This window comes from Prevotella aff. ruminicola Tc2-24 (assembly GCF_900110895.1).
Taxonomy (GTDB): domain Bacteria; phylum Bacteroidota; class Bacteroidia; order Bacteroidales; family Bacteroidaceae; genus Prevotella.
Window position 1 is genome coordinate 54231 of the sequence record NZ_FOIQ01000001.1, and the last position, 24509, is coordinate 78739.

Consider the following 24509-nt stretch of genomic DNA (forward strand, 5'->3'; position numbering starts at 1 on the left):
CCTCCTACGTTTTAAGCGATTACTGACTTGATTTCTACCTCAGTGAACTGCTCACGGTGACCATTGCGCTTGCGAGAGTCCTTGCGGCGCTTCATCTTGAACACGATGACCTTGTCGCCCTTTACCAGTGGGTTCACTACTTCACATACTACTTTTGCACCCTCTACGGTCGGTGCACCTACCTTCACTGCGCCGTCAGCATCTACGAGCAGTACCTTGTCAAATTCAACAGTCTTACCGGCCTCGGCATCCTTGATGTGGTGCACGAAGAGCTTCTTACCCTGCTCTGCCTTAAACTGCTGACCCTGAATTTCTACAATTGCGTACATTATATTATTATTGTATTTAGGGGTTTTCTCCGCGAGGCGGCACACGTCCGTGCACACTTGTCTGAGCCCCAACGGGATAAATCGGGCGCAAAGGTACAACTTTTAATTGAGAGTAGAGAGCCGAGGATTGGGATTTGTAGTTCCTTTTAGGAAAGTTTAACATATTAGTAGGCGGACAAAAAATAAAGCGACGACTTTCGCAAGTGATCGCTCCATATCTTCAATAGGTATTAGTTTTCTAAGGTAAAAAGATTGTTTTCAGGATAACAGTTGCAAAGGTAAGGTTTTTTTTGATACCGCCAAAATTTTTCCTTATTTTTTTTAAACAAAAATAATTGTGTGGGTACACACATACATAAATATCCATAAATTAACAATTTAGTGTGCGCAAACGATTGATTTTTATGGATAAACGACTTTTGTGTTTTATAATATTAATAAATGAATGTTATCAAGTCTCTATCTTTCTATTTCTGCAATTTCTTCAACCGCCTTTTGGCATCACCTGCATCGGGATAGAGTTCCAGTGCCTTCTGATAGTTGCGGATGGCGGCATCGGTCATATGCTCATGCTCACATTCCCGTCCGAGGATGGTGTATTCGGCCGCCAGACGTTTCAGTTGTTCGTTCTTCGTGTGTATCTGATCTTTCAGTTGGGTGAGCTCCGTCTTCTGACGATTGATGATCTCCAGTTTTCGACGGATGAAGCGTTTGATATGTGGCTTTTCAATATCGTAACGACTATGGATGGCCTTGTAAAAATGGTCTAAGAAGCCACCGAAGTCACCTTGGTCAAAGGCGACGATGGCATCGTGATATTCTCGATCGGCCTTCCCTTCCTGCATGGCCTGTTCTATCAGTCGCTGGTCGTTATAGTGGTTGGCAAACTGCACCACCTCGGTTCTGACAAAGATGTCTGATTGACGTAATGGTGCCTTGAGGGTGATGCCGTCGAGTGAGGTACAGCGTGAGAGGGCGACATAGGTCTGACCGCCTGCGAAGGCACCACCTCCTCCAAAGTCGATGCATACCTGATTGAATGTCAGTCCCTGACTCTTATGGACGGTGATGGCCCATGCCAGACGGATGGGAAACTGGGTATATGTGCCCATTAGCTCCTCCTCGATCTTCTGCTCCTTCTCGTTGAAGGTATAACGCATGTTCTCCCATATCTCACGTTCCACGTCGTGCTCCACGCCCTCTTCATTGATGATGCCAATAATACCTTCTTCCTCGTCGATATAATCGATGATACCAAGACTACCGTTTACCCAACGCTTGTCCTTATCGTTCTTGATAAAGATCACCTGTGCACCGGGCTTGAGTTGTAGTTCCATTGGGGTGGGGAGCGATGTCTCAGGAAAATCACCCTTGATGGTACCGTAGAAGATGGAGGAATCACCGTCGAGGGCGGCGAGATGCTGCTCGTTGGTATAGTCGACGATATCACGTCGCGTGGCGATGGTGATAAGGAAACCGCCCTCACTCCCTTCCCCTGGGGAGGGACTGGGGGTAGGGCTAACCCTTGTGTTAAGCGCATGAAGGTCGGCGGCGGTGGCGGTATTCGTGCGGATGCGGTCGAGAATAGCAATAAATGCATCGTCGCTCTGACGGTATACTTTGCGTAGTTCTATCGAGACGATAGGCATCTGCTGCCATACCTTGGCATTAAAGAAATATGCACTGGGATAGAAAGGCTGGAGTAGTTGTCGGTCTTCATCTTTCACAACTGGCTCCAACTGGTAAATGTCACCCACGAGCAGGAGCTGTTTGCCACCGAACGGTTCGGGATTGCGTGTGTATATGCGTAGTACCTTGTCTATAAAATCAATAATGTCCGCGCGTACCATACTGATCTCATCGATGATGATGAGTTCCACCTCACGGATGAGCTTCCGTTGTGCCCCCGTGTATTTCAAGGTCTCCTTGATATGGCGGTAACTGAAGCGGGAGTCGTTGGGTAGGAGCGGATGAAAGGGAAGACGGAAGAAACTGTGGAGTGTGGTGCCGCCAGCATTGATGGCAGCAATACCTGTCGGCGCCAGGATCACGTGTTTCTTCTTGGTGTTAGCCGCGACATAACGTAGGAACGTAGATTTACCCGTCCCTGCCTTTCCGGTTAGAAAGAGCGAGCGACGGGTATAGTTAATAATCTGTAGGGCATCTTGCCATTCCTTGTTGTCGAGGTCAAGCTCCATACACCTAAATATGTTTCTTTTCTTCTGTGGCCTCATTGTTCTGCTGAGGAGCAGGTGTGTTGTCGACCTCGTCGGGCTCTGGTGTCTTGACCGGACGCTGCAGCGGATTGCCGAAATCGTCGAGCAGAATGTCCTCACCATCCCTCATGTCGAGGGCCAGGGTGTCCACACCGATAGAATCGGAATCGGCCGGGGCCTTGAAGTAACCACCGCAACTGTACATGTCGGGTGTCAGACTGGCATCCTTAGGTGCTGCGAACTTACCGTGGTAACGCTTGAAGGCAGGATCATCGAGCACCGACTGTAGGAAGTAGCCGCAGATCGGTAGAGCCGTCCGGTTTCCTTGTCCTAACTGTCCTGTACGGAAATGAATACTACGGTATTCACCGCCTACCCACGCACCGACCACCAACTTTGGACTGACACCGACGAACCAGGCGTCGGAGTGGTTGTTGGATGTTCCGGTCTTACCGCCGAAGTCCGTGTCACTGGCATGGCGGCCCACAAATCCCATCAGACGCGAACTGGTGCCGCTCATACCACCAGCCAATAACTGTTGTACGAGATACGCACTCCGGTAGGGGATGGCCTGTTTTTGTTCAGTGGGCGCTGTATAGATCTCCTTGCCGTCGCGGTCGAGGATACGTATCACAAGGACAGGGTCGTGGGCCTTTCCGTCGTTCATCGGTGTGCAGTACGCATTTACCAGCTCCAGAAGGTTGACGTCGCTCGATCCTAAGGCGAGCGAAGGAGTGGCGTTCAGCTCACTCTTGATACCCATGTCGTGTGCAGTCTTGACGATGTGCTCGATACCACATTCCTGTCCCAGACGGACGGCCACGGAGTTGATACTCATGGCGAAGGCTTGTTTCAGGGTGATGTCAGCCCCAGAGAAACGACCGTCAGCATTAGTGGGTGCCCATGTCACCTCCTGACCGTGATCCATCACCTTCATGGAGAAATACTCGTCCTTGCGGGTATCACAAGGCGTTAGTCCCTGGTTCATGGCCTCGGCATAGACGAAGAGCTTGAACGTAGAGCCTGGCTGTCTCATGGCTGTCACCTTGTCGTATTTCCACGAGTTGAAGTCGATGTCGCCTACCCAGGCCTTCACATGACCTGTCTCTGGTTCCATAGCCACGAAACCGCAGTGCATGAAGCGGACCATATAACGGATGGAGTCCATCGTCGACAACTGCTTCTCAACCAGTCCCTTCTCATAGTCGAACACCTTCACAGGGTGCGGCAGGTTCAGGTAGTGGCTGATGGAGTCCTCATTGCCGTCGTATTTCTTCGACAGGTATTTGTATACTGGCTGGCGCTTGGCGATATCCTCAATGAAATGTGCTATTTCCACATGCCGTTCATCCTGCCAGGGGTTGGCGCTACCCCAGTGACTGTTGAAGGTCTTCTGTACCTGCGACATCTGTTTGGTGGCTGCCGCCTCGGCATATTTCTGCATGCGGGTATCGAGGGTCGTGTAGATCTTCAGGCCGTCGGTATAGAGGTCGTAGCCGTTGTCCTTACACCACTCCTTCAGACTGTTGGCAACAGCCTCGCGGAAATAGTTGGCCTGTCCGTCGTAGGCTGTTTCCACACTGTAGTCGAGTTTGATGTCCAACTGCTTCAGCGAGTCGCACTCAGCCTCCGTCAGATCGCCGTGCTGTCTCATCAGATCCAGTACGATATTACGACGCTTCAAGGAGTTCTCCGGATTGATCAGCGGATTATAATAGGTGGTAGCCTTCAGCATACCCACGAGTATGGCAGCATTCTCGGTTGTCAGCTCCTTGGGCGAACAGCCGAAGTATGTCTTACAAGCTGTCTTGATGCCAAAGGCATTGGAACCGAAATCCACGGTATTGGCATACTGCGTGAGAATCTCCTCCTTCGTGAAGAAGAACTCCAGCTTATAGGCCGTGATCCATTCCTTGCTCTTCATGATGAGCATCTTCAGACCGGGGATATAGCCCAACAGGCCGGTGGAATACTCTGAACGCGTACGGAATAGGTTCTTGGCCAACTGTTGGGTGATCGTCGAGGCACCACGGGCATCGTGGTGGAGGACATACTCTTTCAGTACAGCAGCAAAGGCGGTGTAGTCGATGCCGTGGTGATGGAAGAAACGCTCGTCTTCTGTGTCGACCAAGGCTTTCCAGAATACCGGGTTCACCTCGTCGAACTTCACAGGGGTACGGTTCTCACTGAAGAATTTACCGATCATCACGTTATCGGCACTGTAAATTTCTGATGCCTGACTGGGACGTTTGTGCTTGATGGTTGACATGGATGGCGACTTACCGAAAAGCCATAGGAAGTTGATGTCTACGGCACCCAGATAGAGGAAGAACGCCACGATCAGCGAAACGATGACCGTCAGGGTCTTGAGATACCAAGGTTTCCCCCGATAGAGTTGCTTGTACCATGTCCAGAAATCTTTCACTTTCTGTATAGTCTTCTGTATGATACGTTTTGTCCAAGCGTACATGTCGTTTCCTGATACGTTAACCATAGTTCTGAGATATTAAGTCGATTATTTCTTTTTCCTGGTCGGGATGAAACCATCTGATACTTTCATCCTTCTTATACCAAGTGAGTTGTTTTCGGGCATAACGGCGGGTATTGCCCTTAATACGTTCCACGGCTTCCTCCAATGACCATCTCCCGTCGAGATAGTCGAAGAGCTCCTTGTAGCCTACCGTGTTCAGTGCGTTCATTTGTCGCATGGGGTAGAGACGCTTGGCCTCCTCCAGCAGACCGTCCTGCATCATCTGATCCACACGTTGGTTGATACGGGCGTAGAGCTCTTCGCGCGGTCGGTTCAGACCGATCTTCACGATGCGGAATGGACGCTCCTTTCTCCTTTCTCCAGCCTCTCGTTTTCTAAACGAGGTATAGGTCTTACCTGTCATCAGACAGATCTCCAGTCCGTGCACCACCCGTCGTGGGTTCTGACGGTCCACGATGGCGTAGTATTCCGGGTCCAGTGCCTTCAGTTCCTCCAACAAGGGCTCGAGTCCTTCATCAGCCAGACGCTTCTTCAGCGTCTCCCGTGTCTCATCGTCCACTGTGGGGATATCGTCAATACCGTCGCACACGGCATCGATATACATCATGCTGCCTCCCGTCATCAGAGCAAGGCCATGCGTACGGAATTCGTCGTCGAGAATCTCCAACACCTGTTGTTCAAAGAGCGAAGCACTATAATAGTCGTTCAGCGAGAGCGAACCCACAAAGTAGTGGGGTACAAATTGCTGTTGTTCGTCGGTAGGACTCGCCGTGCCGATCTTCAGTTCCTTGTATATCTGCCTTGAGTCAGCATTGATGATGGGAATGCCAAAGTACTGGGCGATGTCGAGACACAAGGTAGTCTTGCCTACAGCCGTCGGCCCTGTGATGACAATCAGCGTCTTAGCGGATGACACCTCTCTTGGAACTTTCGATAAACGAGCAGATATAATCTACTTCCTTCACGTCGGGGTATTTGGCGCGGGCCTCTGCCACACCTTCCTTCATGATGCCATGGCCATAGATGATGCGGTAGGTGTCATGGATGGCCTCGATGGTCTCGTTCGAAAATCCTCTGCGGCGCAGACCGACCAGGTTCACACCGGCATAGCGGATAGGCTCCTTACCTGCGATGACATAGGGAGGAATATCCTGTGAGGTGCGTGAGCCGCCCTGGAACATGATGTAGCCGCCCACGTGCAGGAACTGGTGGAACAGACAGCAGGCCGAGATGATGGCGAAGTCGTCGACGATTACCTCACCGGCAAACTTCGTCGAGTTACCGATGATACAACCGTTGCCGATCACACAGTCGTGACCAATGTGCATGTTCTCCATCAGCAGGTTACCATTACCCACCACGGTCTTACCCTTTGAGGCTGTACCTCGGCTAATGGTCACATTCTCACGGATGGAGTTGTTGTCACCAATCTCACAGGTAGTCTCCTCGCCCTGGAACTTCAGATCCTGGGGCTTGGTGGAGATGCTGGCACCGGGGAAGATCTCGTTGCCGTTGCCGATGCGTGCTCCGAAGTGGAGCGTCACACCATTGTATAGCTTGTTGTTGTCGCCTATCACTACGTTCTTGTCGATCACGCAGAAAGGACCGATGATATTGTTATCACCGAGCTTAGCCTCAGGGTCAACAACAGCTAAAGGATGTATCTGATTTGCCATATTCTTACTTTGAACTTTGAGCTTTACTTATTCTTTACGATCTGGGCGGTGAAGGTGGCCTCGCTTACTACGTGGTCGCCCACGAATACGTAGCCCTTCATCGAGGAGATACCGTGACGTACGGGTGCGAGCAACTCCACCTTGAAGATGAGCGTATCACCGGGAACCACCTTCTGACGGAACTTCACGTCGTCGATCTTCATGAAGTAGGTCGACCAACGTTCCGGCTCCTCTAGCGTGTTCAGTACGAGCAGTCCTCCGCATTGTGCCATCGCTTCGATCTGGAGCACACCGGGCATGACGGGCTCCTGTGGGAAGTGTCCCTGGAAGAACGGCTCATTGGCGGTGATATTCTTGATACCGACGATAGTGGTGGCGCCGAGCTCGACGACCTTGTCGACCAACTGCATGGGATAACGGTGGGGCAGGAGTTCACGGATGCGGTTCACGTCCATGACCGGCTCCTGATTCGGGTCGTAGATAGGCGCCTGGATCTCATGCTTACGAATCTCCTTGCGCATCAGACGAGCGAACTTATTGTTGATGGTGTGACCAGGACGGGTGGCCACGATACGTCCCTTGATAGGCTTACCGATCAGGGCCATATCACCGATGATGTCGAGCAGTTTATGACGGGTGCACTCGTTCTCCCACTGCAGGGGCTTGTGCTGGATATATCCCAGGTCGGTGGCGTCGCGATGCTCCACATGCAACATGTCTGCCAGCATATCGAGGCGCTCCTGTGTGGTCTGGCGCTCATAGATGACGATGGCATTGTCCAAGTCGCCACCCTTGATGAGGTTGGCCTGAAGCAGTGGCTCGATGTCACGTACAAAGACGAATGTGCGGGCACTGGCAATCTCCTTGTCGTAGTCGTAAGGGTTGTCGAGAGTCGCAAACTGACTGTTGATGAACTTCGACTCGAAGGAGCACATCGCTGTGATGGTGAACGCGTCATCTGGGAGAATGGTGATGCACGAACCGGTCTTGTCGTCCTTCACCTCAATCTTCTTTCGGATGATATAGTAGTCCTTCGGTGCGTTCTGTTCCTCAATGCCCACCTCCCGAATCTTATCCACATACTGGATGGCAGAACCGTCGAGGATCGGGAACTCCGGTCCGTTCACTTGGATCATGCAGTTGTCGATGCCGAGGGCATAGAGTGCCGAGAGACCGTGCTCTACCGTTGACACACGGGCCTCGCCTTTGCCGAGCACCGTACCACGTTGTGTGTCCACCACATTCTCTGCGATGGCATCAATCACCGGCTCACCTTCCAGGTCGATACGCTGTATCTTGTATCCTGTGTTCTCGGGTGCCGGATTGAATGTTACTGTCAGGTTCAACCCCGTGTGCAGTCCTTTTCCGAACAGTGAAAAGCTGCCTTTCAGTGTTTTCTGCTTCATATCTTCAAATTTTCAGTCTTCATAATTCTGCGCCCATCTTTTCCTTGATAGCGTCGATCTCCTTCTGTAGGGCAGCAATCTGCTTGTACATATCGGGCAGTTTCGCGTCGATGGCTCTCGCCTTGAAGAAGAGCTTCGGGTCAACGGCCGGCGAACCGATCAGGGCCTCACCGTTACCCTTGGTGTTCTTGATGACACCGCTCTGGGCACCAACGAAAGTCTTATCGGCAATCTGGATATGACCGGAGAAACCGGCCTGTCCGCCAACCATGCACCAGGCACCGATCTTCGTGGAACCAGCCATACCCACCTGAGCCGACATCACCGTGTTCTCGCCGACCTCACAGTTGTGGGCCACCTGAATCAGATTATCCAACTTCACACCCTTACGGATGATGGTCTGTCCCATCGTCGAACGGTCTATACAGGTGTTGGCGCCAATCTCCACATTGTCCTCGATCACCACGATACCAATCTGTGGAATCTTCTCGTAGCCCTCTGTATTCGGTGCAAAGCCGAAGCCGTCAGCTCCGATCACACTACCGGCATGGATGGTGACGTTGTTCCCAATCTTACAACCCTGATAAACGGTGATGTTAGGGTAGAGGAGACAACCGGCACCGATAGCCACCCCGTCGCCGATGACGGTATGGGGATAGATCTGTGTGCCGTCGCCGATGGTGGCTCCGTCGCCGATGACGGCGAAAGCACCGATATAGACATCCTTACCGATGGTGGCCTTAGACGATACGCTGGCTGTCGGGTCGATGCCAGTCTTCTTAGGCTTCATCGACTCATAGAGCTGTAGCAACTTGGCCACGCTCTCATAGGCGTTCTTCACACGGATGAGCGTAGCGCTGACGGGTTTCTCCAACTCAACATCCTCATTGACAAGGACGATGCTTGATAGGGTCTCGTAGATGTAGTGGGTATATTTGGGATTCGATAAGAAGGAAATGGCTCCCGGCACTCCCTCCTCAATCTTGGCAAAGGTGTGCACGGCGGCATTCTCGTCGCCTTCCACTCTGCCTTGTATGAATTCGGCAATTTGCTTGGCTGTAAACTCCATAATTTTTAAGTATGTTCTTAATTAATTGTGCAAAGATAGCAAAAATTATTCAATTCGCTGATAACAAAGATAATATTTTCTTATTTTTTTAGAAAGTAATTGAACATTTAGCAATTCCGATGCTTCGGAGATATCCTTGATATCCCCGTTCTTGTAAAGTATTGAGATACTGTCGTCATCAACATTATACATGTCTTTCTGGATGGGATTCACGCTGATCATGTAGCGCTGTGCATCGGCCTCGGAGATACCCATCTCACGGGCGATGGTGGTGGCTAACTCATGGATCCGCTCCTCACTGACGGGGTTCTCTGAGACCTCCACCTTGAAGATATGTCGGTCGAGCATGTCGGCGGCCAGCGTGGCGAGGATCTTATCGTCCGACTGTCGCCACACCTTCATGGCACTCCAGATATCGCTGTCGTCGAGGTTTTCGTAATGCTTCAGCGCCTCTTCGTCGCCACAGAACCGTTCTTTGTCCACATCGTTCTCCAAGAAGTACAGGAGCGAGGGCGTGGCGAAGAGCTTATGCCCTGCAGCGATCAGGTCCTTGGCACGTGTCAGCAGTTTGATGAGTACCTTCTCATAAGCCACACAGGTACGATGCAGGTACACCTGCCAATACATCAGTCGTCGGGTGGTCAGGTAGTTCTCCAACGAGTAGATTCCCTTCTGTTCCACCACCAGGGCATCGTCTACGACGTTGAGCATCTTGATGATACGAGCCGAACCGATATTTCCTTCTGTCACACCCGTATAGAAGGAGTCGCGCCGCAGATAGTCGAGACGGTCCATATCCAACTGGCTCGATATGAGTTGGTGGAGGAAGTCCTTCGGGTACTCGCCCTTGAAGATGGCAATGGCCAGGTTCAATTGTCCGTTGAAGTCGCGGTTGATTTCCTCCATCATCATCAGTGAGATATCCTCGTGGGTGATACCACGGAAGAGCGTGTTCTCCAACACATGCGAGAACGGTCCGTGTCCGATGTCGTGCATCAGGATGGCGGCCTGTACGGCCTCCGCCTCCGACTCAAAGATGAAGATGCCCTTCTGCTGGAGCGATACGATAGCCTCGCTCATCAGGTGGAAGGCGCCTAACGAATGCTGGAAGCGTGTATGCCGGGCACCGGGGTAGACCACCGAGGCGAGACCCAGTTGGTTGATACGGTTCAGACGTTGGAACAGGGGGTGTTCTACAATACTGTATAGCAGTCCCTTGGGAATCTTGATGAACCCGAACACGGGGTCGTTGATAATCTTGACGTCGCTCACTTCTTGGATGATAAAATCGTAATAATTGTTATTTCGTGCGCAAAGGTACTATAAAAATCCTTATATTCCAAATAAATGTAGTAACTTTGGCGTCAAAAACAAACTAACGACAAATATCACATGAAACGAATTCTTTTGATGACACTGCTGGGGGCATTGTGCTGTCCCGCTGTCTGGTCGCAAACTGCCAAGGGTAATCTGCAGAAAGGCGACTATGGTTATCTCTATTGTCACATGAACGATCGCGGACGGGCGTGGACGGCCTATGCCCTGAGTCGTGACGGTTTCCACTATCACGATCTGTTGGATGGTGACTCCATCTTCAGTGATGCTGAACATGCCCGGATAGAGGGGGCCACTCGCGACGCCTTTGTATGTAGGAAGCACGACGGCTCAGGTTATCTGATGGTGTGCACTGATATGAATGTGGGGGCCAGAGACCTGTTGGGTAAGGCCGCCACATGGGATAACTACGGCATCGATCTGTTGACGAGCGATGATCTCATCCACTGGCAGTCCACCACCTTCGACTACCGGAGTGGAACGGCCATCTTCTCTGATCCTGAGGCCGAGAGCGTGTACCGGAACTGGAGCACGATCAACCGTGTGTGGGCGCCGCAGATCATGTGGGATGCCGACTACCAGTGGCCCGATGGACGGAAAGGCGGTTATATGGTCTACTATTCGATGTGGAACCGTGGCGAGGAGGCCTACGACCGTATGTACTACTCATATGCCGACGAGTCGTTTACCACACTTACGCAGCCCCGTCTGCTCTTCGACTGGGGCTATGCCACCATCGATGCCGACATCAACTGGGTGAGCGCCGACCAGAAGTGGCACATGATGATCAAGAAGGAGGGGGGACAGCCTGGGCTGTTCACGGCCACTGCACCGGCCTTGATGGGACCGTGGAGTGAGCCTGTCGAGGACGACTATGTGAACTTCGAAGGCAACAAAAAATGCGAGGGTGTTTCTGCCTTCCAACTGGTGGGCGACTCCACGTGGGTGATCGGTTATATCGAATACTCCTCGAACCCGAAGAACTACCGTCTTTGTCGGGCCGACCAATATATGCGTAATTTCCATTCCCCTCAGAATATCGAGGGCGTCAGTCGACCGCAGCACGGCTCGTTCCTCCGACTGACGAAAGAGGAATATGAGCGGCTTGAGCAACTAAGAAGATAGTCCTTAGAGAAATAATGCCCTCGGAAGTATGATAGAGCTTCCGGGGGCATTCTGATAAGAGAGAGAATAATATGTCAATATGATGCTGTTATTCCAAAGAGACATGGCGGACGACGAAGTCGCCTTTCTCGTCACCCTCCTTGAAGTCGAAGGTAGATGGCATGGTGTCGAACGGCTCGAAGGTGAGTGTGAAGTCTGTGTAGAAGAGGTCTTTCAGAAGTCCTTCTGTCGCTTCTGAGGCCTTCACCTGCGTATAGTTTGTATCGTCGAGTTTGATACCGTCGGCTGCCGTCAGTCTGTACTTCTTACCGTTGGCCTCCAGATAGGCACCTTTGGACATTCCGAACCCATAGATCTTGGGACTGTAATAACGGAAGCTGACGGTGGTGCCGCTGGCGCTGGCATCCACTTTCCGAATGGCGAGGGATAGGTAGGAAGTGTTGTCTTGTTTGGGACCGTTGAGACCCTCGGCCAGACCCATGAAGGATCCGGGAATATAGCCCATGCCCTTCCAGACGATACGTTTGTCAGGTGAGATAAGAACAAAATAAGGCCAGGCGTTAATGTCGCAGTATAGGCTGTTGATGCCCTTACCCTTCTTACCGTCGTTCCAGTTCTTCCAGACGATGCGCTTACTGAAGGCATGATTCTGCCACGCAGAGAGATTATTATCATTGATGCTGATGATTTCCAGTTTCCCTTTCATTTTCTCATAGACCTCTCTTATCTCAGGCTCAGATTGTATACAAGGGCCACATCCAAGATTCCAGAAGTCGAGCAGAACATATCGGTTGTCCTGTCCAAAAACCTCAGCAAGGTGATGCTTCTCTCCTCGCATGTCGAACAGCTCGACATCGACGATCTCTTCGCCTACCTGTAGAACATGTGGTGGATAGATATTGGCATGTATCTCTGCCAGTTGCTCTTCAAACCCTTTCGGCGCACGGGCAGCCATAGACTTCTCCAGTTCCTTTAGCTGCTCCATGTATGGAAAGCTATTATTATGGGTGATATTGATGCTTTTCACATCTATGGAAATGTCTTCCAGTTTATTGATTGAGGCCGCATCTACGGGCAATGATGGCAGGATATCCATCTCCATTTTTCTTCGCTTTATTTCGACAGGTCCCCGCTTTTCCCATGGTGCGCGGTCAGAATTCAACTTCAATAATTCTGCCAGCACGTCACGGCATGGTTCTATCAGGCGATCCTCTGTCTGTTGTTCGGGAATCGAACTCTCTACCTTCCATATGGGGATGAGATAATCATTACCCGTCATTTTCACGGTTACACCGGGACTCAGCCATATAAGACGTGAACTGTTGGGACTGCCCTCACCTTCGAGAAAGATATAGCTCTTGGTGAATTCCTCTACAGGAACGGTCAAACTGAAGCGCCCATTTTGCACTGTGTCTATTGTCGCAGGCAGCTCGTTGTCGTCTACATAAACTAAAGCCAGCATGCCGTCTTTCAGTGCGGGTGAATAACCAGTGATGGTTGCAGTCTTTGTTTGTGCCAGTCCTGTCATGGTGACGAGGGCAAGCATCATCGTAATGATAGTCTTCTTGTTCATAGTTGTTTATTGTTTAGTGATTTATAGATAAGTGACTCCAGTTCTTCGGCATTGGTTGAGGTGGAAAGGATAGTACCATCACAATCGATTAGGAACATAGCACCGCCACTTCTGTCAATACCGTTTTTACGCCAGATCTGGTTTTCGTCGTTCAATTCTAACAGACATATCCACGGATATCCGTCTTTCTTTACCGCCTTCTCCAGAGCATCTCGATTTCGTTCGCGAGCAATAGCCACTACAGTAAAGCCTTGGTCTTTATATCGTTCATAGATTGGAATCATAGCAATACTATGCCGACGGCATGGACCGCACCATGAAGCCCAAAGGTCAACAAGAGCAACTTTTCCTTTTATCATTGTAGAGATAGGCACGAGTAGACCGTCATTATTACGAACGTTATAATCGATATAAGGTTTGCCAGGTTGCAAACGATAGGCAGCCTCAACCGTAGCGATCTGCTCATGGATTGGATGATCTGGATACATGTCAACCAATTTGTCATGATACAATGTCAGATATGCCTCCCACTGCGATGCGTCGAAATCGGTGTATATGCTGGCATGACAGAGCGTATGGATAGCATCAAGCACATCGTAGAGCGTACATAGCATAGGATGCTCTTTTGCATAGTTCAAACGGAACGGAAGTCTCTCTTTCGGGGAGTTTCCACAGTGTATTTGTTCTATGCTGTCTCTCACTTGTTGTTTTCGCCCTTCCTCACCATTACTAATAACACGCATTGGTTGGTCTTCATACATCGTTACATTCACATCACAATTCTCAGTAAGAAACTTTCCTACATAAAATTTTCCTGTCTTAAATTGATTTAGGAAGAACACGTTGTAGAGTCTGGGGAAATCCGTTTCAATATCATAGGTAAAGCGTCCATCTATGGCATGTATGTGAAAGCGTGGTTCGTCAATCACTCGAAGATCAGTTCCTTCCTCACAGATGATGATGTCATCTCCCCACGCATCAGTATCCAATATGCCTTCAACGTGACATGTTATTTGTCCTTGTCCCGTCATCGCGATCATTACGAACAGGCAGGTGATGATGGTTCGCTTCTTCATGACTGGTTATTTTATGGAAACATTTCCAATGACTATGACGTCTTCGTCCTCGCCGTCGTCCGTCATAAAGTCGAAAGAGGTGGGTAGGGTGTCGAATGGCTCAAAGGTAAGCGTGAAATCGCAATAGTTAATGTCATCGCCAAATTTTTCCCTTACGGTATATGCTTTAACCTGGGGCGTGACATCCTCATCGAGTTTGATTCCGTCGGTTGCTGTCAGTTCGTATTTCTTGCCGTTGGCAGTGAGGTAGGAATCGCGGGAAATATTGAACCATAAGCCTTTTCTTATATAAACGCGGAAACTGATGGCGGTACCATTAGTGCTGGTCTTAACTTTCCTGATGGCCAGATTTGGATTTGAATAATTGTCTTGCTTGGGACCATTCAGAGCCTCGGCAATTCCAAGGAAACTTCCTGGGCCATAACCTGTCTGCTCCCAAAGGATACGACCATCGGGCGACAATAAGACGTAAAAGGGTGCGGCATTAAAGTCGTAGTAATGGCTCTTGACACCTCCTTGTTTGAATCTCTTACCGTCGTTCCAGTTCTTCCAGACAATCTTCTTGCTCAATTCATGTCCTTGCCATTCTGAGATCGAATCCAAGTTGATGGAAACGATTTCCAGTTTGCTCTTCATCCGGTCATAGACCTCCTGCAGTTCCGGCTCAGCCTTCCGGCACACGCCACAATGGAGAGTCCAGAAGTTGAGCAGCACATAACGACCATCGGCGAAGGCTTCAAATAGGCGATGTTTGTTGCCTTGCATGTCGAAAAGTTCGGCATCAACGGCTTTCTCTCCCACCTCCAGAATATGCAAAGTATCGACTGCTTCCTGTTCTGATTCTATTGGGGAATCTGTCGTGTTTTTGGATGTTTGCGTGCAAGCACAAAAGAGTAATGCACCAGCGATTGAATAAATCGCAACCATAATATCTTTCTTGTTCATAACCTTGTTTATTAGAGTTTAGTATAGAGAACTTAAATCGTATGAGTAAATATATGGATCAGTCTCATCATCGATAAAATCTGAATATAGGTAAAGGGTTTTACCATCCTTGGATAACATAATCTCTTGTCCAAACTTATCAAGATGAATGATGTGTTGCTTGACGCCATCCCAGTCATACACCTCTACTGTATTACCCCACGGAAAGGGGGCCTTCCTATCAAATTCCTCCATGATCTCGCCCTTGCTGTTGGAATGCTTATAAAGCAAGTAAATCCTGTCATTATCTGCGCAGCAATGTATGCGCTCGGTTGACAGCGTTTTATCAATCACAGGGATTGGGAGATGGTCAGAATATATATAGTTTAGGATATTTGTTTTATTTCCATCAATAGTAAAGATAAAAGCAAGCTTTCCCGAATCACCCCAATACAGAAATCTGCCTTTTCCATTATCTGCAACACCACCTTCGGTGTACACTGCCCACTTTTCCTCAGTCAAGACCTCTGGCGTACTATCATTGGGCCAATAGTCAAGCGGAGTGACCGTCTGGTTCTTAAAGTTTACGGTTGCGAGCACGTGGCGTAAATCGTCTTCAGGTGCTCCTATCAAGAGAAGAGTAGAATCGGATAATACTACAAATGTAGTACCACCTTGGTAAAAACGAGGCATTTGCCTGAGGTCGTATCTTTCCCATTTTGTCGGATCTTTAAAAGTAGAATGGTTGTCTGTGTGAGGTATCTTCGTCAATGTGGCTAAAGTCGATTCAAAAACAGTTTCATCAATCTCAGGGTGATCAATAACATATATTGCTCCATGATTGTCTTGCGATAGATCCATACAGCCGAACTCGTTTTGCCCATGCCCCTTTACTAATATCTTTTCTGCTTTCTGCCATTCTGTCCTTGTCATTTTACCGGAATAAATACTCCAGTCTTGATCCCGGGCATAGATGTTGTCCCCCAACATCCATTTGGGCCATAATCCCTTATTTATGTCCATTTTTACAAGCTGTCCCTCAAGAGATACCTCAAATTCTGCACCACTTTTGTCTGAACACGACACGAATGATGCCATACTAATAAGAAATAATAAGATTTTCTTGTTCATAGTTCTACGTTTTGTAATGATTGGTTTTTGAATAATCCGATAGCAAAGTTAGGATGAAGATGTGAACCATGCAAGCATTTGAACGGAAAATCGATATAGGTGGTGTTGCATGTTGTTTGGTCATAATTGTCTGACAATAAGCAGGATGCGTAGATCGTGACGGTGAATAAAGTGACTGAGAGGGACGGGCAAAGAATGCGAAAACCATGAAAAAGACTTGCTCATGTGACGAAATAGCCGTATTTTTGCAGACAAATAACAATCTATATGAAGAGACTATTCATGATACTCGCCGTCGTGGCTATCACGGTTGGATGCAACGGTTGGCGTCACCCGCTGTTGAGGCAGGTCTGGGAAAAGATAGAAACCAAACCGCAAGATGCAAAGACTATTCTGGCAAGGGTAGGGACGGATGCCATGACAGAGAAGGAACAGGCAGAATACGGACTACTGAGAACGATGGTGGCCTATAAGTTGTCTGAGAAGGTGGAAAACGACTCACTCATATCCGCCAGCATCGCCTATTACAACCAACATGGTGACGATTGGCACCGTGGTCGCGCCTATTATTACCGTGGCGCCATCAGAATGGCCAGGTATGGCATGAATACCGATGCCATTAAGGACTTCAAAATGGCGGAGTTCATTTCGGAGCATGCCGACGACAAGGAGCTGAAGAGTCGGGTCTATGGCATGCTGTATTTTGTCAATGAGATTTTCAATAACCATCCGCAGATCCTGAGGTATGCACATAAGAGACTGGACAGCAGTATCGAACTCAATGACAGCATGAAGATTATCAAGAGTCTTATGGATTGTGCCACGGCTCATGCAGACATCGGACAGAAGGACAGCGCATGTATTTATATAGAGAAGGCAATCAATCCCCAACTGCTTTCATTTGCCCGTGAGACAAAGTTGATGGTTAGTATGGTATCAGAATCCAGTCAGGATGTTGGTTATTCATATCTGTTGTCCGACGTTTATGCAAGGGCTGCAGCCATCTATCAGGAGAGAGGGGATATGGGGAAGGCCGTTGCCTATGTGAAGAAATGGGAGGAGACAGAATCCTACGAGAATATTGGCTTCCTGACTCTGGCTCGTATTCGTAAGATCCAAGGGAAATATGAGATGGCTATCCGACTGGCTGAGGTGGAGATGGGAATGGAAGGGAGCGACCAGAAGACGCGTATGGAATGCCTGGATCTTCTTTCCGAGCTATATGAGTTGACGGGCCATCAAGAAAGGGCTTCAGAGGCACGGCAACAAGTAAAAGCGTACAACGACTCCATGAAATACGTGAATCAGACCATGCAGATGGTTGAGTGGCAGCAACGGTTCGACGAGGTGCGACAAACGAAGGAATACTATCGCCGGACGACGAGGATGCAGGCACTGACGATCATCTTGATCGTCGTGGTGGCGCTGGCCATCGCTCTCGGTACATGGTGGCATCGCAGGCGGGTGCACCGCCTGAGTTGCCAGTTGGATGTGGACACGCAACGCATCAGTGAACTGCGCACGAAGATTGAACAACAGGAGAGGAGCGGCGAACAGAACGGACAAGAGATGGCACGGTTGAAGGAAGAGTTGGAGAGTCGTATGGAACGCATCTCGAACACACTGTTGGTGGGTACACAGATGTTCAACCAGTTGCAGCAACGTCAGAGCATCGCCGAGGCCACGGCAAAAGAACAGCAGTGCTTGGTGGACTATTTCGCCCAACTGCGTCCGAAGCGCTGGCAGGAGTGGAGACGCAAGTACAGCGGTCTCTCCACGGCACAGTATATCTTCCTCATTATGCAGGATGATCTGCATTACGACGACGAAGCCATCGCCGCCGCTCTCAACGTGAAGCGCACGTCGGTCAGAAGCATGCGCTCGCGAATCAAAGGAAGAGGGAAATAGAAAGGGTTCTGAAATTTCAGAACCCTTTCTTATTCAATTCTTCTGCCATCTCCTGTTGAAGTTTCTTTGCAGCAGCGGCCGCCGCCTCGGCGAAGTCTTCGTCATTGGAGGCATAGATGATACCGCGTGAAGAGTTCACCAGCAGACCACAGTCCTTGGTCATGCCGTATTGGCATACCTCCTGTAGACTGCCACCTTGGGCTCCGACACCCGGCACGAGCAGGAAGTGGTTGGGCACCACCTTACGGATATCCTCGAACATCCGTCCCTGAGTAGCACCCACAACATACATCATATTCTCGTCGGTGCCCCATTGTTGCGATACCTTCAGCACTTTCTCGAACAGACGTTCCGACTCTTTGTCTTCCGTCAGTTGGAAGTCGTGCGATCCCTTGTTTGATGTCAGCGCCAGCAGAATCACCCACTTACCCTCATAACCCAGGAACGGCGATACACTGTCCTCACCCATGTAAGGAGCGACGGTCAGAGCATCGACCTGCGACTCGCCCTCGAAAAACGTACGGGCATACATCGCTGAGGTGTTGCCGATATCTCCGCGCTTGGCATCGGCGATAATGAAGTGATGGGGGTAGTTCTCCTTGATATACTGGACGGTCAACTCATAAGAGATGATACCGCTGGCACCCAGTGACTCGTAGAAAGCCAGGTTGGGCTTGTAAGCCACACAGTAGGGGGCTGTCGCATCGATGATGAGCTGGTTGAACACGTACAAGGCCACAGCCTCGTCATAGTCCTCACCCTCCTGAAGTTTCGCCTTACACTCCTCATGGATGAACGCTGGAATTTTCTTGATGTCCGGGTCCAGTCCCACGCAGAGAAAACTCCGTTTCTCCCGTATCTGTTCTATCAGTTCTTGTCTGGTCATATATCTATAACTCTGAATACTCAACTACAATTCGTTCTCCTTCATGCGCTCTGCATTCTCGGCCACGGTCAGGGCATCGATCATCCCCTGGATGTCACCACCAAGGAATCCCTGTAGGTCGTGGGTCGTATAGCCGATGCGGTGATCCGTCACACGACCCTGGGGGAAGTTGTACGTACGGATCTTAGCACTACGGTCACCCGTCGACACCAGACTCTTACGGCGCGATGCAATATCGTCCATGTATTTCTGATGCTCCTTGTCGTAGATGAAGGTGTACAGACGTGAGAGGGCTCGTTCCTTGTTCTTCGGCTGGTCACGCGTCTCCGTACACTCGATGAGTATCTCCTCTGTCTCGCCGGTGTTAGGGTTCTTCCACATATAGCGCAGACGCACACCCGATTCCACCTTGTTCACGTTCTGACCACCGGCACCCGAGCTACGGAAGGTATCCCATTTGATCTCACCCTCGTTCACGTGTACCTCGAACTTATCTGCTTCGGGCAGCACAGCCACCGTGGCAGCCGAGGTGTGCATACGTCCCTGTGTCTCGGTGGCAGGCACACGTTGTACACGGTGCACGCCTGACTCATATTTCAAGGTGCCATAGACGTCGGCACCTGAGACGGCAAAGTCAATCTCCTTGAAACCGCCGACAGCACCCTCCGACACACTGGTGATCGAGAGCTGCCATCCTTTCGAGTCGCAGTAGCTCTTGTACATCTTGAACAGGTCGCCGGCAAACAGACAAGCCTCGTCGCCGCCCGTTCCTGCACGAATCTCCATCTGTACGTTCTTCGCGTCCTCAGGATCCTTTGGTATGAGGGCGATCTTGATCTCCTCCTCAAGCTTTGGCTGCAGTTCCTCGTTAGCGGCCAACTCCTCGCGTGCCATCTCCTTCATCTCCGGGTCGGTCTCGTTGGCCAGGATATCCTTGGCCTCCTTGATACCGTTCAGGCAGGCGATGTAACGCTTACGGGCATCCATGATGTCGCCCAGATCCTTGTATTCCTTGGTGAGCTTCACGAAACGGTTCTGATCGGCAATTACGTCGGGGTCGGTAATCAGGGTCGATACCTCCTCGAAGCGAGCCTCCAGTCCGTCGAGCTTCTGTAAAATGCTGTTATTCTCCATAATCGCGTGCAAAGGTACCACAAATTCTTGAAAATAAAGAAGAAAGCATGATTTTTCTTCCTCAGCCCGTCTCTGTGGCACCCTTCACACTGCCCTTATTTGTCTTTCTGCGGTTCCGGGAATTTCGGGTGTACCTCATGGAACGAGTCCATCGCCACCACACGACCGTCGACGAACTCCACGATTACCACGTCAAAATCACCATAATTGTCACGCGAGCGGTACTCCCATCGTTCTGTATTACCCTCGAAACTGCGATAGTCGGTCTTGCCGACGACCAGACTGACCTCATCTATGGTCATGCCTGGTTCGATACGACTTGTATAGTTTGCCACACTCTTGTATGACCTACACGCGCTGAGTGTCAGCACTAAAGTGGCAACTGCCACGTTTCTCGTAATTCTGTTCATAGTCCTTCGTTGTTTTAAGTTTGTTATGGCAAAGATAGACCATTGTATGCTCAAAACACAAGGAAATTCCCTAACAAAGAGTAGGGAATTCTCTATATAACGAAAAGATCCCTGAGAGGTGGTGCTCTCAGGGATCTCAGGTGTTTATACTTGGCGTTTAATACTCAAATGTGCCGAACTCGCTCTGGATGGTGAGGCTCTTCTTGCCTTCCTTGATATGACCCACAATCTGGGCGTCGATATTGAACGACTGTGAGATGGCGATGACCTTCTCGGCAACCTCGGCGGGTACGTAGATCTCCATGCGATGACCCATGTTGAACACCTGGTACATCTCGCGCCAGTCGGTGCCTGAACACTCGTGGATGGCACGGAACAGAGGCGGCACGGGGAACATGTTGTCCTTGACGACACGGCAGTTGTCGCTGACGAAATGTAGCACCTTGGTCTGGGCGCCACCGGTGCAGTGGACCATGCCGTGGATCTGGGGGCGCAACTCGTCGAGCAGCTTCTTGATGACAGGGGCATAGGTGCGGGTGGGTGAGAGGACGAGCTGTCCGGCATCCACGGGCGATCCCTCGACAGCGTCGGTAAGTTTATACTTACCACTATACACGAGCTCGTCGGGTACGGCATGGTCGTAGCTCTCGGGGTAGTTCTCGGCCAGGTATTTGGCGAACACATCGTGACGGGCGGAGGTGAGGCCGTTGGAGCCCATACCGCCGTTGTAGCGCTTCTCATAGGTGGCCTGTCCTGTTGATGACAGACCGACAATGACGTCGCCCGGACGGATGTTCGCATTGTCGATGACATCGCTGCGCTTCATGCGGCAGGTGACGGTGGAGTCGACGATGATGGTGCGCACGAGGTCGCCCACGTCGGCTGTCTCACCACCAGTGGGATAGATGCCGATACCCATCTCGCGCAACTCGGCCAGGAGCTCGTCGGTGCCGTTGATGATGGCTGAGATAATCTCGCCGGGGATGAGCATCTTATTACGCCCGATGGTGGAGGATACGAGGATGTTATCGACGGCACCCACACAGAGCAGGTCGTCGGTGTTCATTACGATGGCATCTTGTGCGATGCCCTTCCAGACGGAGAGGTCGCCCGTCTCCTTCCAGTACATGTAGGCAAGTGCCGACTTGGTGCCGGCACCATCGGCATGCATGATGTTACAGTACTCAGGGTCGCCGCCCAGAATGTCGGGAATGATCTTGCAGAAAGCTTGCGGGAAGATTCCCTTGTCAATGTTTTTGATGGCGTTGTGAACGTCTTCTTTGGCGGCACTCACACCGCGCATCATATATCGATTATCACTCATAAGTCTATCAACTATTTTTCTTTTCCATTCCAGAACTCCCACGAGGCGAAGGCCTGTAACAGGAGCATCTCAAGACCGTTCTTCACCTCGGCACCATGCTCAGCACCACGGCGCATGAACAGGGTCATGTCGGGGTTGTAGATGAGGTCGTAGAGGATCGTGTGCTTGTCCATGGCCTCGTAGGGCAGTAACGGGCACTCCTCGGTATGGGGATACATGCCGACAGGGGTACAGTTGACGATGACGTTATAGTCTCTGATTACCTCGGGGGTGATGTTCTCGTACTGGATGGTGTCGGGGCGCTCATAGCGGCTGACGAAGACTGGCTCGATGTCGAGCGACCGCAGACCGAAGTTGATGGCCTTGGAGGCTCCGCCTGTGCCTAGGATGAGTGCCTTCTTGTGCCATTTCTTGTCGATCATGGGCTCGATGCTCTGGGTGAAGCCGATGACATCGGAATTGTAGCCCTTGAGCAGGGTCTTGTTCCCCTCATGGGTGACACGGATCACGTTGACAGCACCAATGGCCCTCGCCTCAGGACTGATGCTGTCGAGGAAGGGGATGACCTTCTCCTTGTAGGGGATTGTCACGTTCAGCCCTCGCAGGTTCGGATTCTTGTCCAGGATCTCGGGGAGATTGTCGATATTCGGGATCTCGAAGTTCTCGTAACGGGCATCGATGCCCTCATCGGTAAACTTCTGGTTGAAGTAGCTGATGGAGAAGGAGTGTCCCAAAGGATATCCGATTAAACCGTACTTGTCCATAGTCCTTATCTATTTTGTTGCGAAATACATGGTGCAGATACCGAAGGTGAGTCGTCGGAACGAGGCTTCTCGGAAGCCCGCTCCTCGGAGTATCTCTACCATCTGCTCTCCCTGTGGGAAGGCCTCGATGGTACGTGTCAGGTAGCTGTAGGCGCTCTGATCCCTACTGACGAGGCGTCCGTAGACCGGCAGTATCGTGTGGGCGTAGATGTGGAACAGCTGCTTCATGGGGAACGACACCGGACTTGTCAGCTCGACGATGCTCAGGTGACCGCCCTCACGGAGGACACGCCCCATCTCACGGAGCCCCTGGTCGAGGTCGGCGAAGTTGCGTATGCCGAAGGCTGCGGTCACGGCGTCGAACGACGCGTCGGGGTAGGATAGCCGGGTGCAGTCTTCTTTCTCGAAGACGACGGTCTGGTCGAGTCCTGCGGCCTTTACCTTTTGACGACCGATCTCCATCATGCCCTCACTGATGTCGGCACCGACAATCCTGTCGGGCTGGAGCATGTGGGCTGCGAGGATGGCGAAGTCGCCCGTGCCAGTGGCGATGTCGAGCATCGTCTTGGGTGCGAAGGGGGCGAGCTGTCGGATGGCCTTACGGCGCCAGCGTTTGTCGATATCCCAGGAGAGACGGTGGTTCAGCTTGTCGTAAGTCGGGGCGATGTTGTCGAACATCTGCTCCACCTGTGCGGCCTTCTCACCATCGCCATACGGCTTGATCTTCTCCTGTCGGTATCCCATGGTTCTCTTCGCTTCTTATTTGCTCTTGAAAGCTTTCAACCAGCTGCTGACGTTGTTCTCGATGCGGGTGGCGATGTCCTCATCGCTTGTCTCGCGCTCGAAACGCTCGCCGACGATATGCTCATAGAGCTCGATGTAACGCTCAGACACGCTCTCGGCATACTCGTCCGTGATCTCAGGCATCACCTGTCCAGGCTCGTTCATGAAGTCGTGTTCGATGAGCCACTGACGTACGAACTCCTTTGAGAGTTGGCGCTGGGGCTCACCCTTGGCCAGTTTCTCCTCATAGCCTTCGGCGTAGAAATAACGGCTGGAATCGGGGGTATGGATCTCGTCAATGAGGTACACCTTACCGTTGCGCTTACCGAACTCATACTTCGTGTCAACGAGGATCAGACCGCGCTTGGCGGCAATCTCCTGACCGCGCTTGAAGATCTTACGGGTGTAGTCTTCCATCACGGCATAGTCCTCGGCCGAGACGATACCCTGGGCGATAATCTCCTCCTTGGAGATGTTCATGTCGTGCCCCTCGTCGGCCTTGGTCGTCGGGGTGATGATGGGCTCGGGGAAGCGCTCGTTCTCCTTCATGCCGTCGGGCAGTTTCACGCCGCAGAGCTCACGGCAACCGTTCTTGTACTCACGCCAGGCTGAACCTGTGAGGATCGAGCGGATGATCATCTCCACACGGAAGCCCTCGCATTTCAGACCGATGGTCACCATCGGGTCGGGCGTGGCGAGCTTCCAGTTGGGACAGATGTCGGTCGTGGCGTCAAGGAACTTGGCAGCAATCTGGTTGAGCACCTGACCTTTGAAAGGGATGCCCTTCGGCAGTACGACGTCGAATGCCGAGATACGATCGGTGGCCACCATGACCATCAGGTCGTCGTTAATGTTGTACACATCACGAACCTTTCCGTGATAAACGCTCTTCTGTCCTTCAAAATTGAAGTCTGTTCTGGTTAATGCTTTCATCTTTATTCTTTATTTG

The 24509-nt window shown here is 50.9% G+C and carries 21 protein-coding genes; 2 read left to right on the plus strand and 19 right to left on the minus strand.

Annotated elements, in window-relative coordinates; genetic code table 11:
• Nucleotides 1-11 precede the first annotated feature (11 nt).
• The 8 genes from rplU to BMY63_RS00265 form a co-directional block, all read right to left on the minus strand.
• Nucleotides 12-329 carry a 50S ribosomal protein L21 gene (gene rplU, locus BMY63_RS00230; protein ID WP_091841744.1) on the minus strand — a complete coding sequence of 106 codons (318 nt, stop codon included), beginning with the start codon at nucleotides 327-329 and terminating at the stop codon, nucleotides 12-14.
• A 467-nt stretch (nucleotides 330-796) separates the two neighbouring features.
• Nucleotides 797-2527, minus strand: coding sequence for an ATP-dependent DNA helicase (locus BMY63_RS00235; protein WP_177178344.1), 1731 nt, complete (start codon nucleotides 2525-2527; stop codon nucleotides 797-799).
• A gap of 4 nt (nucleotides 2528-2531) precedes the next feature.
• A complete protein-coding gene (locus BMY63_RS00240; protein WP_091913955.1) occupies nucleotides 2532-5015 on the minus strand; it encodes a transglycosylase domain-containing protein in 2484 nt (827 codons plus the stop codon).
• 16 nt (nucleotides 5016-5031) lie between these two features.
• Entirely contained in the window at nucleotides 5032-5952 is a 921-nt protein-coding gene (gene miaA, locus BMY63_RS00245) for a tRNA (adenosine(37)-N6)-dimethylallyltransferase MiaA (RefSeq protein WP_091899195.1), read from the minus strand.
• Nucleotides 5939-6712, minus strand: coding sequence for an acyl-ACP--UDP-N-acetylglucosamine O-acyltransferase (gene lpxA / locus BMY63_RS00250; RefSeq protein WP_091899196.1), 774 nt, complete (start codon nucleotides 6710-6712; stop codon nucleotides 5939-5941). Before lpxA ends, miaA begins: the two co-directional genes overlap by 14 nt.
• A 23-nt stretch (nucleotides 6713-6735) precedes the next feature.
• Nucleotides 6736-8118: a bifunctional UDP-3-O-[3-hydroxymyristoyl] N-acetylglucosamine deacetylase/3-hydroxyacyl-ACP dehydratase gene (locus BMY63_RS00255; protein WP_091899197.1), complete on the minus strand. Its 1383-nt coding sequence runs from the start codon at nucleotides 8116-8118 to the stop codon at nucleotides 6736-6738.
• Between the two features lie 19 nt (nucleotides 8119-8137).
• Complete coding sequence (gene lpxD / locus BMY63_RS00260) at nucleotides 8138-9187, minus strand: UDP-3-O-(3-hydroxymyristoyl)glucosamine N-acyltransferase (protein ID WP_091913957.1); 1050 nt, start codon at nucleotides 9185-9187, stop codon at nucleotides 8138-8140.
• Nucleotides 9188-9232: 45 nt separating this feature from the next.
• Entirely contained in the window at nucleotides 9233-10459 is a 1227-nt protein-coding gene (locus tag BMY63_RS00265; RefSeq protein WP_091913959.1) for an HD domain-containing protein, read from the minus strand.
• A gap of 120 nt (nucleotides 10460-10579) precedes the next feature.
• Here BMY63_RS00265 and BMY63_RS00270 point away from each other — a divergent pair, with 120 nt between their 5' ends.
• A complete protein-coding gene (locus BMY63_RS00270; RefSeq protein ID WP_091913961.1) occupies nucleotides 10580-11647 on the plus strand; it encodes a glycoside hydrolase family 43 protein in 1068 nt (355 codons plus the stop codon).
• Between the two features lie 88 nt (nucleotides 11648-11735).
• Here BMY63_RS00270 and BMY63_RS00275 read toward each other — a convergent pair whose 3' ends face one another.
• From BMY63_RS00275 to BMY63_RS00290, 4 genes are all read right to left on the minus strand, one after another.
• On the minus strand, nucleotides 11736-13220 hold the full coding sequence (locus BMY63_RS00275; protein WP_091913963.1) for a thioredoxin-like domain-containing protein: 1485 nt from the start codon (nucleotides 13218-13220) through the stop codon (nucleotides 11736-11738).
• On the minus strand, nucleotides 13217-14296 hold the full coding sequence (locus tag BMY63_RS00280; protein ID WP_091913965.1) for a TlpA family protein disulfide reductase: 1080 nt from the start codon (nucleotides 14294-14296) through the stop codon (nucleotides 13217-13219). Before BMY63_RS00280 ends, BMY63_RS00275 begins: the two co-directional genes overlap by 4 nt.
• 6 nt (nucleotides 14297-14302) lie before the next feature.
• Nucleotides 14303-15097: a TlpA family protein disulfide reductase gene (locus BMY63_RS00285; RefSeq protein WP_218141878.1), complete on the minus strand. Its 795-nt coding sequence runs from the start codon at nucleotides 15095-15097 to the stop codon at nucleotides 14303-14305.
• 162 nt (nucleotides 15098-15259) lie between these two features.
• Nucleotides 15260-16351: a hypothetical protein gene (locus BMY63_RS00290; RefSeq protein ID WP_091913969.1), complete on the minus strand. Its 1092-nt coding sequence runs from the start codon at nucleotides 16349-16351 to the stop codon at nucleotides 15260-15262.
• 267 nt (nucleotides 16352-16618) lie between these two features.
• On the opposite strand from BMY63_RS00290, the gene BMY63_RS00295 reads away from it, so the two are divergent.
• On the plus strand, nucleotides 16619-18259 hold the full coding sequence (locus BMY63_RS00295) for a tetratricopeptide repeat protein (protein ID WP_091913971.1): 1641 nt from the start codon (nucleotides 16619-16621) through the stop codon (nucleotides 18257-18259).
• Nucleotides 18260-18275: 16 nt separating this feature from the next.
• On the opposite strand, the gene pyrF is transcribed toward BMY63_RS00295, so the two are convergent.
• From pyrF to BMY63_RS00330, 7 genes are all read right to left on the minus strand, one after another.
• Nucleotides 18276-19145 (minus strand): orotidine-5'-phosphate decarboxylase, encoded by an 870-nt coding sequence (gene pyrF / locus BMY63_RS00300; protein ID WP_091913975.1) that lies wholly within the window; start codon nucleotides 19143-19145, stop codon nucleotides 18276-18278.
• Nucleotides 19146-19169: 24 nt separating this feature from the next.
• Complete coding sequence (gene prfA / locus BMY63_RS00305) at nucleotides 19170-20282, minus strand: peptide chain release factor 1 (protein WP_091899893.1); 1113 nt, start codon at nucleotides 20280-20282, stop codon at nucleotides 19170-19172.
• A 92-nt stretch (nucleotides 20283-20374) separates the two neighbouring features.
• Nucleotides 20375-20689, minus strand: a complete 315-nt coding sequence (locus tag BMY63_RS00310; protein ID WP_091913976.1) for a hypothetical protein — start codon at nucleotides 20687-20689, stop codon at nucleotides 20375-20377.
• A 157-nt stretch (nucleotides 20690-20846) separates the two neighbouring features.
• Nucleotides 20847-21995 (minus strand): AIR synthase-related protein, encoded by a 1149-nt coding sequence (locus BMY63_RS00315; protein WP_091913977.1) that lies wholly within the window; start codon nucleotides 21993-21995, stop codon nucleotides 20847-20849.
• 29 nt (nucleotides 21996-22024) lie between these two features.
• Nucleotides 22025-22777, minus strand: coding sequence for a shikimate dehydrogenase family protein (locus BMY63_RS00320; RefSeq protein ID WP_091899208.1), 753 nt, complete (start codon nucleotides 22775-22777; stop codon nucleotides 22025-22027).
• Nucleotides 22778-22786: 9 nt separating this feature from the next.
• Nucleotides 22787-23521, minus strand: a complete 735-nt coding sequence (gene ubiE, locus BMY63_RS00325) for a bifunctional demethylmenaquinone methyltransferase/2-methoxy-6-polyprenyl-1,4-benzoquinol methylase UbiE (protein WP_091913979.1) — start codon at nucleotides 23519-23521, stop codon at nucleotides 22787-22789.
• A gap of 15 nt (nucleotides 23522-23536) precedes the next feature.
• Complete coding sequence (locus BMY63_RS00330) at nucleotides 23537-24493, minus strand: phosphoribosylaminoimidazolesuccinocarboxamide synthase (RefSeq protein ID WP_091899210.1); 957 nt, start codon at nucleotides 24491-24493, stop codon at nucleotides 23537-23539.
• Nucleotides 24494-24509: the final 16 nt, after the last annotated feature.

Bases quoted from the DNA above. Each gene is read 5' to 3' on its own strand.
- ubiE (WP_091913979.1), bottom strand. From the start codon at position 23,521: ATGGGATACCGACAGGAGAAGATCAAGCCGTATGGCGATGGTGAGAAG.
- BMY63_RS00310 (WP_091913976.1), bottom strand. From the start codon at position 20,689: ATGAACAGAATTACGAGAAACGTGGCAGTTGCCACTTTAGTGCTGACA.
- BMY63_RS00240 (WP_091913955.1), bottom strand. From the start codon at position 5,015: ATGTACGCTTGGACAAAACGTATCATACAGAAGACTATACAGAAAGTG.
- BMY63_RS00290 (WP_091913969.1), bottom strand. From the start codon at position 16,351: ATGAACAAGAAAATCTTATTATTTCTTATTAGTATGGCATCATTCGTG.
- BMY63_RS00295 (WP_091913971.1), top strand. From the start codon at position 16,619: ATGAAGAGACTATTCATGATACTCGCCGTCGTGGCTATCACGGTTGGA.
- BMY63_RS00330 (WP_091899210.1), bottom strand. From the start codon at position 24,493: ATGAAAGCATTAACCAGAACAGACTTCAATTTTGAAGGACAGAAGAGC.
- lpxD (WP_091913957.1), bottom strand. From the start codon at position 9,187: ATGGAGTTTACAGCCAAGCAAATTGCCGAATTCATACAAGGCAGAGTG.
- BMY63_RS00320 (WP_091899208.1), bottom strand. From the start codon at position 22,777: ATGGACAAGTACGGTTTAATCGGATATCCTTTGGGACACTCCTTCTCC.
- BMY63_RS00275 (WP_091913963.1), bottom strand. From the start codon at position 13,220: ATGAACAAGAAGACTATCATTACGATGATGCTTGCCCTCGTCACCATG.
- pyrF (WP_091913975.1), bottom strand. From the start codon at position 19,145: ATGACCAGACAAGAACTGATAGAACAGATACGGGAGAAACGGAGTTTT.
- BMY63_RS00235 (WP_177178344.1), bottom strand. From the start codon at position 2,527: ATGGAGCTTGACCTCGACAACAAGGAATGGCAAGATGCCCTACAGATT.
- BMY63_RS00255 (WP_091899197.1), bottom strand. From the start codon at position 8,118: ATGAAGCAGAAAACACTGAAAGGCAGCTTTTCACTGTTCGGAAAAGGA.
- BMY63_RS00270 (WP_091913961.1), top strand. From the start codon at position 10,580: ATGAAACGAATTCTTTTGATGACACTGCTGGGGGCATTGTGCTGTCCC.
- BMY63_RS00280 (WP_091913965.1), bottom strand. From the start codon at position 14,296: ATGAAGAAGCGAACCATCATCACCTGCCTGTTCGTAATGATCGCGATG.
- lpxA (WP_091899196.1), bottom strand. From the start codon at position 6,712: ATGGCAAATCAGATACATCCTTTAGCTGTTGTTGACCCTGAGGCTAAG.
- BMY63_RS00315 (WP_091913977.1), bottom strand. From the start codon at position 21,995: ATGATGCGCGGTGTGAGTGCCGCCAAAGAAGACGTTCACAACGCCATC.
- rplU (WP_091841744.1), bottom strand. From the start codon at position 329: ATGTACGCAATTGTAGAAATTCAGGGTCAGCAGTTTAAGGCAGAGCAG.